Source organism: Pantoea sp. ICBG 1758, from assembly GCF_002928325.1.
GTDB classification, from domain to species: domain Bacteria; phylum Pseudomonadota; class Gammaproteobacteria; order Enterobacterales; family Enterobacteriaceae; genus Pantoea; species Pantoea eucrina.
Genome location: NZ_POWL01000001.1, coordinates 1,708,268 through 1,720,739, shown reverse-complemented (window position 1 = coordinate 1,720,739; position 12,472 = coordinate 1,708,268). Strand labels below are relative to the sequence as shown.

Here is a 12,472-nt window from a genome sequence, read left to right as displayed (position 1 = left end):
ATGCTTTTTTTATACCTGAGCAGGGGAGGAGAGCTTATCCTTCCGCCTGCTGCGACTGAATGGCCGTCAGGGCGATGGTGTAGACGATATCATCGACCAGCGCGCCGCGTGACAGGTCATTGACCGGTTTACGCATGCCCTGCAGCATCGGGCCGATAGAGATCAGATCGGCAGAGCGCTGCACCGCTTTGTACGTAGTGTTACCGGTATTGAGATCCGGGAAGATAAAGACCGTGGCGCGTCCGGCAACCGCCGAATCAGGCGCTTTGGACCTGGCAACATCTTCCATAATGGCCGCGTCATATTGCAGCGGACCATCAATAACCAAATCGGGGCGCTTCTCCTGCGCAATGCGGGTGGCTTCGCGCACTTTCTCAACGTCGCTGCCCGCACCGGAGTTGCCGGTTGAGTAAGAGATCATCGCTACGCGCGGATCGATACCAAAGGCGCTGGCGGAATCTGCAGACTGAATCGCGATTTCAGCCAGCTGCTCCGGGTTAGGATCGGGGTTGATGGCGCAGTCGCCGTAAACCAGTACCTGTTCCGGCAGCAGCATAAAGAACACGGATGAAACCAGCGAGCTGCCGGGCGCAGTTTTGATCAGCTGCAGCGGCGGACGAATGGTATTGGCAGTGGTGTGCACCGCGCCAGAGACCAGGCCATCCACTTCTCCGCTCTCCAGCATCATGGTACCCAGCACCACATTGTCTTCCAGCTGCTCCTCCGCCACGACTTCCGTCATGCCTTTGCTTTTGCGCAGCTCAACCAGGCGCGGCACATAGTTTCCGCGCACAACTTTCGGATCGACAATCTCAATGCCGGTGCCCAGCTCCACGCCCTGAGCCGCCGCCACGCGCTGGATCTCATCCGGATCCCCCAGCAGGACGCAGGTGGCAATGCCGCGTTCGGCGCAGATTGCCGCCGCTTTAACCGTGCGCGGTTCGTCGCCTTCCGGCAGGACAATGCGTTTGCCCGCTTTACGTGCAAGTTCGGTCAACTGATAGCGGAAAGCAGGAGGCGACAGGCGACGACTGCGTTCGGAAGTGGCGGTCAGCGACTCAACCCACTCGGCGTTGATAAAGCCGGCAACATACTCCTGCACTTTTTCAATACGCTGCGTATCGTCAGCCGGTACTTCCAGGTTGAAGCTCTGCAGGCTCAGCGACGTCTGCCAGGTGTTGGTTTTCACCATAAACACCGGCAGGCCGGTCTGGAAAGCGCGCTCGCACAGACGGGCAATAGGCGCTTCGATCTGATAGCCGCCGGTCAGCAGAATGGCACCAATTTCAATACCGTTCATCGCTGCCAGACAGGCAGCAACCAGTACGTCAGGGCGATCGGCCGAGGTCACCAGCAGCGAGCCGGGACGGAAATGCTCCAGCATGTGCGGGATGCTGCGTGCGCAGAAGGTCACAGATTTAACGCGGCGCGTCTCGATTTCACCTTCGTTGATGATTTCCGCGTTGAGGTGGCGGCACATATCGATAGCGCGCGTGGCGATCAGGTCAAAGCTCCATGGCACACAGCCCAGCACCGGCAACGGGCTGTTAGCAAACAGCTGTTTCGGATCGATGTTGGCTACGCTGGCTTTAGAGGAGTCATCAAAAATCTCTGACAGATCGGGACGGGTACGACCCTGCTCATCAACCGGGGCATTCAGCTTGTTGATGATAACGCCTGTGATGTTTTTGTTTTTACTGCCGCCAAAGCTGCTCTGGCTTAGCTCAATACGCTCTTTTAACTGAGCCGGCGAGTCATTGCCCAGCGCCATCACAAAAACAATCTCTGCGTTCAGCGTTTTGGCGATCTCGTAGTTGAGCGCCGAAGCGAACTGATGCTTACGTGTCGGCACCAGACCTTCGACCAGCACCACCTCTGCTTCTCTGGCCGTGGCGTGGTAGTTGGCAATGATCTCTTCCATCAGTACATCCTGCTGGTTTGAACCCAGCAGTGACTCAACGCGTGACATCTGCAGCGGTTCAGCGGCAGGAATAGCGGAGTTCTTACGAATAATGGTGGTCGTCTGGTCCGGTCGGTCACCACCGGCGCGCGGCTGAGCAATCGGCTTGAAAACACTCAGGCGCACGCCTTTGCGTTCCATTGCGCGGATCACGCCAAGGCTGACGCTGGTCAGGCCGACGCTGGTGCCGGTGGGGATAAGCATAATTGTACGTGACACGTTAAAAACCTCGCGGTGTTACAGGGTGTCAAAATCGCTCCGTCAGCCTGAGCTGACGGAGAAGAAAGGGATCAGGCCGTCAGACGCGCGGCATCCTGCGCAATCACCAGCTCTTCATTGGTCGGGATGACGAGTGCAGGGCGGGTACCCTCTTTATTGATAAAACCGGATTTGCCAAAGCGGGCAGCCAGATTGCGCTCGTGATCAAGGTCAAAGCCCAGCAGACCCAGTTTGCCCAGGGCCAGTTCGCGTACCAGAGCCGCATTTTCGCCAATACCGCCGGTAAAGATGACTGCATCCAGGCGACCATCCATCAGCGCCGTATAGCTGCCGATATATTTGGCCAGGCGATGGCAGAATACATCCATCGCACGCTTTGCATCATCTTTAGTCGCATAGTTATCTTCAACGTAGCGGCAGTCGCTGGTTACTTCCGTCAGGCCCAGCAGCCCTGACTCTTTGGTCAGCAGCTTGTTGATCGCATCAACGCTCATACCCAGTGCATCGTGCAGGAAGAAAACAATGGCCGGATCGATGTCACCGCTGCGGGTGCCCATGACTAAACCTTCCAGCGGCGTCAGGCCCATTGAGGTATCAACGCACTGGCCGTTACGAATAGCAGACACGGAGCCGCCGTTACCAAGATGGCAGGTAATGATATTCAGCTCGCTGACTGGCTTGTTCAGCATTTTTGCCGCTTCCTGCGTCACATAATAGTGGCTGGTGCCGTGAGCGCCGTAGCGGCGTACGCCATGCTCGCGATAGAGATGATAAGGCAGGGCGTAGAGATACGATTCTTCAGGCATTGTCTGATGGAAAGCCGTATCAAAAACCGCCACATTCTTATCAGAGAGATGCGGGAAATTTTTCATCGCCTCATCAATACCGATTAAATGCGCCGGATTGTGCAGCGGTGCAAAAGAAGAGGCATCTTTAATGCCCTGAATGACCGCCTCATCAATGATGACAGACTGGGTCAGTCGCTCACCGCCATGTACGATACGGTGGCCGATTGCAGCGATTTGTGCCGAAAGCTCTGGTTTTTGTGCCAGAATAGATTTAACGATGAAGTTCAGCGCTTCGCTGTGGGCTGCGCCTGCACCCAATGGTGCTTCCTGCTTGCTGCCTTCCAGCTTCCATTTAATCCGCGCTTCCGGCAGGTGGAAACATTCAGCCAGTCCCGACAGGTACTCATCGCCGGTAGCTGGATTGAGGATAGCAAATTTAAGAGAAGAACTGCCGCAGTTCAGAACCAGTACTAACTTCGTCGACATGGAAGTACCTATTTGTTAAATAGTGGCTAAAAATAACGCAATCAGACTAACAGCGTAGCCCATGAGAGCGGGGCGATTTATGATTAACATCATGCGCCAGCTAAAAAGAAAACGACACGCAAAAAAATTCGGTAATTTTACGCAAATTTTTGAAAGCGCTGTAGCAATACCTGGCTCTGGCTGTGCTTTAATCAGGCGGCAGCTTCCGGTAATGTTACTGAAAACGGCGTCAGAATACCCACTGTCACCTGCAAAAACAAAATGTTTTGAAGGATGTCACGTAAAGTTGTGTAGTTACAAATTTATTTTAAATAATGCAGTATTAGTTGAGGTGCATAATGGCGAATGACGCAGGTAATCCGGGCTGGTTTGGCTTATTTCAGCGCGGACAACACTACATGAAAACCTGGCCTGCGGATAAACGTCTGGCGCCAGTGTTTCCGGAAAACCGGGTCGTTACGGCGACCCGCTTTGCCATCCGTTTTATGCCGCCGCTGGCCGTATTTACCCTGACGTGGCAGATAGCGCTGGGCGGGCAGCTGGGGCCAGCCATCGCCACCGCGCTGTTTGCCTGCAGCCTGCCGATGCAGGGATTGTGGTGGCTGGGTAAACGAGCCGGTACGCCGCTGCCGCCTGCGCTGCTGCAGTGGTTCAACGAAGTCCGCAGCAAACTGGAAGAGGCGGGGCAGGCGATTGCACCGGTAGAGGGAAAGCCCACCTATCAGGCGCTGGCTGATGTACTTAAACGGGCGTTCAGACAACTGGATCGCACCTTTCTGGACGATCTTTAATTCTGCACAATCGGATAAGGAGCAGCAGGTGAATTTTAAAGGATTTCTGTTTGACCTGGATGGCACGCTGGTGGATTCACTGCCGGCAGTAAACCGCTGCTGGACGCAGTGGGGCGAGCGTCATGCGCTCAGCGCTGAGGTGGTACTCGATTATATTCACGGCAAACCCGCTATCGATTCACTGCGCCATTTCATGCGCGGCGAGAGTGAGGCCGCCATCCAGGCGGAATTTCACTGGCTGGAGCAGCAGGAAGCCCGGGATACGCAGGGCATACGGGAGATAGCCGGCGCGCGCGCGCTGCTGACGCAGCTTAATGAACAGAACATCCCCTGGGCGATTGTCACCTCCGGTTCGGTGCCGGTAGCCCACGCCCGGCATCGCGCAGCTGAGCTCCCTTTGCCAGCGGTGTTTATTACGGCTAACGATATCCGGCGCGGCAAGCCCGATCCGGAACCCTATTTACTGGGTGCTGAGCGTCTGGGCCTGCATCCGTCTGAATGTGTGGTGGTAGAAGATGCGCCCGCAGGTATTGCGGCAGGCCTTGCGGCCGGCAGCGCAGTGATCGCCATCGATCCAGCGGCAGATACGCCTGGTCTGAACCAGGTTCTGTTTAATCTGCCCGATCTGAGCACGCTGAAAATTACGCAGAACGGCACCGGCGCCTTTTCGCTGAGCCTGCGCGCCTGAATGATACCCGCTCGCTCAGAGCGGGGTCTCCTGTGAAATCTCATCAAGCGACAGAGTAAAGCTCGGGACGAACACCTCCATAAAATAATCCATTTCAGGTGAACGCCGCTCGGTCAGGGTCTTCTCCAGCCGTGTTTTAGCCAGTGAAAATTCATGGTTGCCGGCAGAGAGCTCCTCAAGGCATTTCAGATAGGCGCAGAGAGCGTCAGCCTGTTTCACCACAGCCTGTTCGGCCGCGCTATAGTGGTGTTCATCAATCAGCGGCCGATACGCTTCCTGCAATTCGGGCGGCAGCATTTCAATCAGCTTTTGCTGGGCAATTTTCTCAATCTTTTTGTATTCATGCGCAATTTGCGCGTTGTAATACTTAACCGGCGTTGGCAGATCGCCGGTCAGCACTTCACTGGCATCATGATAGAGCGCCAGCATTGCAATACGATCGGGATTGAGTTCACCTGCAAATTTCAGATTTTTGATCACTGCCAGCGCATGCGCCACCATCGCGACCTGCAGGCTGTGTTCAGAGACATTTTCTGTACGCACATTGCGCATCAGCGGCCAGCGATTGATGAGTTTCAGGCGGGAGAGGTGAGCGAAAAAGTGGCTTTGAGTCATTACAGCATCCTGTCAGCACAGCGGGGAGGAAACCCCTCCCTGGAATGCATACAGTATATACCTGACTGCAGCCAGGTACATGACAGGTTAAGCGCCTGGCTGGCTGCAGCAGAAGGTGACTTACTGCCGGTAACCCTGCAGAAAACGTCCAAACTTGCCGATCGCCATCTCCAGATCGTCTACCCGCGGCAGAGTAACAATGCGCACGTGATCCGGATGTGGCCAGTTAAAGGCGGAGCCCTGTACCAGCAGCACTTTTTCCTGCAGCAGGAAGTCGAGCACCATCTTCTGATCGTCATAAATATTAAATTTTTTCGGATCGATACGCGGGAACATGTAAAGCGCGCCCTGCGGTTTAACGCAGCTTACGCCGGGAATATCGTTAATCAGCTCCCAGGCGCGCTGGCGCTGCTCGTAGAGCCGTCCGCCAGGGGCGATAAACTCGCTGATGCTCTGGTAGCCTCCCAGCGCGGTCTGAATCGCATGCTGAGCGGGCACGTTGGCACACAGGCGCATAGAGGCGAGCATTTCCAGGCCTTCAATATAGCCTTTGGCGTGCTTTTTCGGCCCGTTTAGCACCATCCAGCCCTGACGAAAACCGGCCACGCGATAGGTTTTAGACAAACCGTTAAAGGTCACCGTCAGAAGATCGGGTGCCAGCGCCGCAATGGAGTGATGCTGCGCATCGTCGTAGAGGATTTTGTCATAGATTTCATCAGCAAAGATGATCAGGTTATGCTGACGCGCTATTTCTACCACCTCCAGCAGCAGCTCTTTACTGTAAACCGCGCCGGTCGGGTTATTGGGGTTGATAATCACAATTCCACGCGTGCGCGGTGTGATTTTGCTACGGATATCATCCAGATCCGGAAACCAGCCGGCTGACTCATCGCATCGGTAATGGACAGCTTTGCCGCTGGAGAGTGAAACGGCTGCCGTCCACAGTGGGTAATCCGGTGCCGGCACCAGCATCTCATCGCCGCTATTGAGCAGCGCCTGCATCGCCTGCACGATCAGCTCTGATACCCCATTGCCGATATAGATATCTTCAACGGTAACGTCGCGCATATCACGCGCCTGATAGTGCTGCATAATGGCTTTACGAGCAGAGTAGAGCCCCTTGGAGTCGCAGTATCCCTGCGCGCCAGGCAGATTACGTATAACGTCGACCAGAATTTCATCAGGTGCTTCAAAACCAAACGGCGCTGGGTTGCCAATATTCAGCTTGAGAACCTTGTTGCCTTCTTCTTCAAGTCGCTTTGCTTCTTTTAGTACCGGTCCGCGAATGTCGTAACAGACATTTTCCAGCTTACCGGATTTATCAATTTGGAAATTCATCGTTGCCGCCTTTTCGGGCAGAGTCCTTTAACCCGCCACCCAGTTAAAACCTGCCCAATTTACTCCTCTCCCGATAACAAAAGAAGGGTGGCAGCGGCTTTTGGCGTGATTGAGACAGATTCCCGGTGTGGGTAGCGTAATTATGGTGATATGCCGATTAAATTGGTTTTTATGACTGCCTGTGGTTAATTTACAAGACTATTATTTTGGTACATAGCGATGCGATTTGCCTGTAACGGCTACGCCAGCTGCCCCTCTGTCATAAGAAAACCGGGTTATGCTTTCCATACTAATGATTAGCTGCGCAATGAAATAGTTAAGCGTATCTTGCTAAATGATGCTGTTTTATTCAGCTGGCGTTAACTCATGCATGGCGCAGCGGCAATATCTGCATTCTTATGCGCAGTCTCAGCATAGAAATTGCGCGAATAGCAACGGGTACGATCGCAATACTGGCGGGCAATGAGCGTTTTTCTGTAACTTTATCGCTCCAAATAAGTTTACAAACCAAGTGGTCAAAATTTAACCCTGGCGTTGCCGGAGGGGCTAAACGGGCTTATTAAGCAAAAAATTTGATGTTTTGCACGAAAACATTTCCCTTTAAAGCGTAAAAATGATTAAGTATAATTTATTATTTGAAGCACTTTATGGCTTCGTTTCGACATAACAACGTGTTATCTCTTTTTTTGCTCTGCAACCTTTTATGCAGGCAACCAGGCAACTACACAGCTTCCAGCACCGGTACGACTCTTGTCTTTGGCCCTGAAGTTGTTCTGTCTCTAATGACGCCGCCTCTCTGCTGCCAGAGAACGTACGCTCGTCATTACCCGCCTGAACTCGGTTTTAAGACGATCTCCTCTGGAGATTGTCAGTAAGCACCATTGCCACTTATCTCTTTGATTTTGTGGCAATACACCAGGGTAGTAGTTCTAAAAATCTTATAAAGTGAAGAAAAAAATCATGACTAATGCAAATCGTCCGATACTGAATCTCGACCTCGATCTGCTGCGTACATTTGTTGCTGTTGCAGACCTGAATACGTTTGCAGCGGCGGCGGCGGCCGTGTGCAGAACCCAGTCAGCGGTAAGCCAGCAGATGCAACGTCTGGAGCAACTGGTAGGTAAAGAGCTGTTTGCCCGACATGGACGTAACAAACTTCTGACGGAGCACGGTATCCAGCTGCTTGGCTATGCCAGGAAAATCCTGCGTTTTAACGACGAAGCCTGCACCTCACTCATGTACAGCAATATTCAGGGCGTTCTGACTATCGGAGCCTCTGATGACACGTCAGATACCATTCTGCCTTTCCTGCTGAACCGGGTGACGTCAGTCTATCCAAAGCTCGCCATCGATGTACGTGTAAAACGTAACCCGTTTATGATGGAGATGCTGAACCAGGGAGAAGTCGATCTGGTTGTGACCACGTCCAGCCCGGGTAACTTCACGCATCAGGTACTGCGTACTTCACCAACGCTCTGGTACTGTGCCGCTGACTATATTTTCCAGCGCGGCGAAGCGATTCCTCTGGTACTGCTGGATGAACCAAGCCCGTATCGCGATATGGCGATAGACCATCTGAACGAAGCGGGTATTCCATGGCGTATCTCTTACGTGGCATCAACGCTGGCAGCAGTGCGCGCGGCCGTTAAAGCCGGTCTGGGCGTAACGGCACGTCCGGTTGAAATGATGAGTCCTGAGTTGCGCGTAATGGGCGCAGCCGAAGGTTTGCCAGTGTTACCGGATACGCAATACCTGCTGTGCCGTAACGCTGACAGCGATAATGAACTGGCGCTGGCCATTTTCAACGCCATGCAATCGACGAACGATCCTTACAATCTCAGTGCAAATCCGGATAGCTCACTGCTGCTGGATGATGAAGAGTAAGCCGTAGCGACACTGCAGTAATACGCGCGTTACGCGCTGTATAATTGCTATAAAAAAGCCTTAGTCGGCGTAACTGCGACTAAGGCTTTTTTTTTGCCTGTTATCCGGGGCCAGATACGCATTTTTATGGCCGATAATTATCAGGCTTTCCGAAAAACGAGCAGTTGTTTCAATTCCCGTCATTTTAGAAATTTTTTATCAAAAAATGCCTTCTTTGCACTAACCGATCCTGCCATATGCGCTGCTTTTTAGAGCTAAAAGCGCAGAAGTGTGTTCTGGATCAAAAAAATAACCCTGTCAGGGAGAGGGAAATCTGCGGAAGACCTGTCAAAATGTGAGTGTTAAACGCACGATCCATTCATGTAAAACCCCGCTACACTGAAATTAACCGCACAAACTGAAGCGATTTAGCTGGCGCTGATGAGGGTATATGTTAATAATATGATGCGGGTGTAAAATAATGTTTGGATACTTTTGTCAAAGTTGACAAAAGGTTATAGAAAGGAGTAAAAAACCCCATAAAATTGCTGCCTAATCAGGAAAGACAGCAACGTTTATAAGGTTTTTATCCTTCCCTTGAATCGATGTGGTGTGTTTGCTGCAACAGTGCAGGATGCCATCGCCACTTTTGATGAGTAAGCAAAGCGTATGTCAACAACCACCGAAGTCATCGCTCATCACTGGGCGTTTATTGTATTTATTGTGATCGCATTTGGCCTTTGTGCCTTTATGTTAACCGGCGGCTGGCTGCTTGGTGGACGTGCTAAAGCGCGTTACAAAAACACCCCGTTTGAGTCTGGTATTGAATCGGTTGGCGATACCCACATCCGCCTCTCTGCAAAATTCTATCTGGTTGCCATGTTTTTCGTTATTTTCGACGTGGAAGCCCTCTATTTATACGCCTGGTCGACCTCCATTCGCGAAAGCGGCTGGGTCGGCTTTGTCGAAGCCGCAATTTTCATTTTGGTGCTCCTGGCAGGCCTGGTTTATCTGGTTCGCATCGGCGCGCTGGATTGGGCTCCTGCGCGTCGTCGCGTAGTGGTCAAATCAAGCCCGGTCAGCCACAGTCACACCAACCCTCATAAGCAGTAAAAGCGAGGCAATAAGATGGACTACACGCTGACACGCGTAGACCCGAACGGCGGGGATGGCGATCGCTATCCTCTGCAGAAACAGGAGATTGTTACCGATCCTCTGGAACAGCACGTTCACCGTAGCGTTTATATGGGCAAGCTGGAACACGCTCTGCATGACATGGTGAACTGGGGTCGTAAGAACTCTCTCTGGCCCTATAACTTTGGCCTCTCCTGCTGCTATGTAGAAATGACCACGTCATTTACTGCGGTGCATGACGTGGCACGCTTTGGCGCTGAAGTTATGCGCGCCTCGCCGCGCCAGGCTGACTTTATGGTTATTGCCGGTACGCCTTTTACCAAAATGGCACCCGTTATTCAGCGTTTGTACGATCAGATGCTGGAACCTAAATGGGTGATCTCTATGGGTGCCTGCGCTAACTCAGGCGGGATGTATGACATCTATTCTGTCGTACAGGGTGTGGATAAATTTCTGCCGGTGGATGTTTACATTCCGGGCTGCCCGCCGCGTCCGGAAGCCTATATGCAGGCGCTGCTGCTGCTGCGTGAGTCGATCGGTAAAGAGCGCCGTCCACTCTCATGGGTAGTCGGTGACCAGGGTGTATATCGCGCCAACATGCAGTCTGAACGTGAAAGGAAACGTGGCGAGCGCATTGCCGTCACTAACCTGAGAACCCCGGACGAAGTGTAAGTATCCCGTACACGGATGGAGTAACGGCCACAGCAGAAAATGACAACGTAGTGTGTGCCGCCATCCTGACGCCTTCTTTTGAGTGCCTGATAACAGGCCGGAATGGTGAGTAACGTATGACAGATTTGACCACGCAAGATCTCGCTCAGCCAGCATGGCAAACCCGTGAGCACCTGGATGACCCGGTGATCGGCGAGCTGCGTAATCGTTTTGGGCCGGACGCCTTTACTGTTCAGGCAACCCGCACCGGCATTCCTGTAGTCTGGGTAAAGCGCGAACAGCTGCTGGAAATTGTAACGTTTCTGCGCAAACTGCCTAAGCCCTATGTCATGCTGTATGACCTGCATGGCTTTGATGAGCGTTTACGTACCCACCGCGCAGGCCTGCCTGCTGCGGATTTTTCCGTTTTCTATCATCTGCTTTCTATTGAACGTAACCGCGACATTATGCTCAAGGTGGCGTTATCTGAAAACGATCTGAATGTGCCAACCATCACCACTATCTTCGCCAACGCCAACTGGTATGAGCGCGAGACCTGGGAGATGTTTGGCATTACGTTCCAGGGGCATCCTCATCTGACGCGCATTATGATGCCGCAGACCTGGGAAGGGCACCCGCTGCGTAAAGATTATCCGGCGCGCGCGACTGAGTTCGATCCCTTTACGCTGACTAAGCAGAAAGAAGATCTGGAGATGGAGTCGCTGACGTTCAAACCAGAAGAGTGGGGCATGAAACGCAGCACGGCCAATGAGGACTTTATGTTCCTTAACCTTGGCCCGAACCACCCCTCTGCGCACGGTGCTTTCCGTATCATCCTGCAGCTCGACGGTGAAGAGATTGTCGACTGCGTACCTGACGTTGGCTATCACCATCGCGGTGCCGAGAAGATGGGCGAGCGGCAGTCCTGGCACAGCTATATCCCCTATACCGATCGTATCGAGTATCTGGGCGGCTGTGTTAATGAAATGCCTTACGTACTCGCCGTAGAGAAACTGGCCGGGATCACGGTACCAGACCGCGTTAACGTCATTCGCGTGATGCTCTCTGAGCTGTTCCGTATCAACAGCCACCTGCTCTACATCTCAACCTTTATTCAGGACGTTGGCGCAATGACGCCGGTGTTCTTTGCGTTTACCGATCGTCAGAAAATTTATGATGTCGTGGAAGCGATTACCGGTTTCCGCATGCATCCCGCCTGGTTCCGTATCGGTGGTGTGGCGCACGATCTGCCGAAAGGCTGGGAGCGTCTGCTGCGTGAGTTCCTCGACTGGATGCCAAAACGCCTGAAAGAGTATGACAAAGCGGCACTGCGCAACACCGTGCTGATGGGACGCTCACAGGGCGTAGCCGCTTACAATATGGATGAAGCGCTGGCGTGGGGCACAACCGGTGCGGGTCTGCGTGCAACCGGTCTCGACTTTGACGTGCGTAAGTGGCGTCCTTATTCAGGCTACGAAAACTTCGATTTTGAAATTCCGGTTGGCGCAGGCATCAGCGATGCTTACACCCGCGTACAGCTGAAAATGGAAGAGATGTGGCAGTCGCTGCGTATTCTGGAGCAGTGCCTGAACAATATGCCGGAAGGGCCGTTCAAAGCGGACCATCCGCTGACCACGCCGCCGCCGAAAGAGCGTACGCTGCAGCACATTGAAACCCTGATTACCCACTTCCTGCAGGTCTCCTGGGGACCGGTGATGCCCGCCAATGAATCGTTCCAGATGATTGAGGCGACGAAAGGGATCAACAGCTACTACCTGACCAGCGACGGCAGCACCATGAGCTACCGCACCCGCGTGCGCACGCCAAGCTTCCCGCACCTGCAGCAGATCCCGTCAGTGATCCGCGGCAGCCTGGTATCCGATCTCATCGTCTACCTCGGTAGTATCGATTTTGTTATGTCAGACGTGGACCGCTAATT

The 12,472-nt window shown here is 53.1% G+C and carries 11 protein-coding genes; 7 read left to right on the top strand and 4 right to left on the bottom strand.

Going from position 1 to position 12,472, the window contains the following annotated elements; all coding sequences use genetic code 11:
* Positions 1-34 precede the first annotated feature (34 nt).
* The gene (gene pta, locus C1Y41_RS08255) at positions 35-2,179 is read right to left on the bottom strand and encodes a phosphate acetyltransferase (RefSeq protein ID WP_199181679.1); all 2,145 of its coding nucleotides are present in this window, start codon (positions 2,177-2,179) and stop codon (positions 35-37) included.
* Positions 2,180-2,250: 71 nt separating this feature from the next.
* Positions 2,251-3,453: an acetate kinase gene (gene ackA / locus C1Y41_RS08250; protein ID WP_039379064.1), complete on the bottom strand. Its 1,203-nt coding sequence runs from the start codon at positions 3,451-3,453 to the stop codon at positions 2,251-2,253.
* A gap of 79 nt (positions 3,454-3,532) precedes the next feature.
* Between ackA and C1Y41_RS19890 the strand changes: the two genes are divergently transcribed.
* From C1Y41_RS19890 to C1Y41_RS08240, 3 genes are read left to right on the top strand one after another with little or no spacing between them, the layout of a single operon-like run.
* Positions 3,533-3,802 carry a hypothetical protein gene (locus C1Y41_RS19890; RefSeq protein ID WP_139239657.1) on the top strand — a complete coding sequence of 90 codons (270 nt, stop codon included), beginning with the start codon at positions 3,533-3,535 and terminating at the stop codon, positions 3,800-3,802.
* Complete coding sequence (gene yfbV / locus C1Y41_RS08245; RefSeq protein WP_039379043.1) at positions 3,792-4,244, top strand: terminus macrodomain insulation protein YfbV; 453 nt, start codon at positions 3,792-3,794, stop codon at positions 4,242-4,244. The genes C1Y41_RS19890 and yfbV overlap by 11 nt, the downstream gene beginning before the upstream one ends.
* Before the next feature lie 28 nt (positions 4,245-4,272).
* On the top strand, positions 4,273-4,932 hold the full coding sequence (locus C1Y41_RS08240) for a sugar phosphatase (RefSeq protein ID WP_104085229.1): 660 nt from the start codon (positions 4,273-4,275) through the stop codon (positions 4,930-4,932).
* Positions 4,933-4,947: 15 nt separating this feature from the next.
* Here C1Y41_RS08240 and yfbR read toward each other — a convergent pair whose 3' ends face one another.
* A complete protein-coding gene (gene yfbR, locus C1Y41_RS08235; protein ID WP_039379039.1) occupies positions 4,948-5,547 on the bottom strand; it encodes a 5'-deoxynucleotidase in 600 nt (199 codons plus the stop codon).
* 120 nt (positions 5,548-5,667) lie between these two features.
* On the bottom strand, positions 5,668-6,885 hold the full coding sequence (locus C1Y41_RS08230) for a pyridoxal phosphate-dependent aminotransferase (RefSeq protein ID WP_039379037.1): 1,218 nt from the start codon (positions 6,883-6,885) through the stop codon (positions 5,668-5,670).
* Positions 6,886-7,845: 960 nt separating this feature from the next.
* On the opposite strand from C1Y41_RS08230, the gene lrhA reads away from it, so the two are divergent.
* From lrhA to nuoC, 4 genes are all read left to right on the top strand, one after another.
* A complete protein-coding gene (gene lrhA / locus C1Y41_RS08225; protein WP_039379035.1) occupies positions 7,846-8,769 on the top strand; it encodes a transcriptional regulator LrhA in 924 nt (307 codons plus the stop codon).
* A gap of 648 nt (positions 8,770-9,417) precedes the next feature.
* On the top strand, positions 9,418-9,861 hold the full coding sequence (locus C1Y41_RS08220) for an NADH-quinone oxidoreductase subunit A (protein WP_039379033.1): 444 nt from the start codon (positions 9,418-9,420) through the stop codon (positions 9,859-9,861).
* A 15-nt stretch (positions 9,862-9,876) separates the two neighbouring features.
* Positions 9,877-10,554, top strand: a complete 678-nt coding sequence (locus C1Y41_RS08215; RefSeq protein ID WP_039379030.1) for an NADH-quinone oxidoreductase subunit B family protein — start codon at positions 9,877-9,879, stop codon at positions 10,552-10,554.
* Positions 10,555-10,670: 116 nt separating this feature from the next.
* Complete coding sequence (gene nuoC / locus C1Y41_RS08210) at positions 10,671-12,470, top strand: NADH-quinone oxidoreductase subunit C/D (RefSeq protein WP_039379028.1); 1,800 nt, start codon at positions 10,671-10,673, stop codon at positions 12,468-12,470.
* The last annotated feature ends 2 nt before the right edge of the window (positions 12,471-12,472 follow it).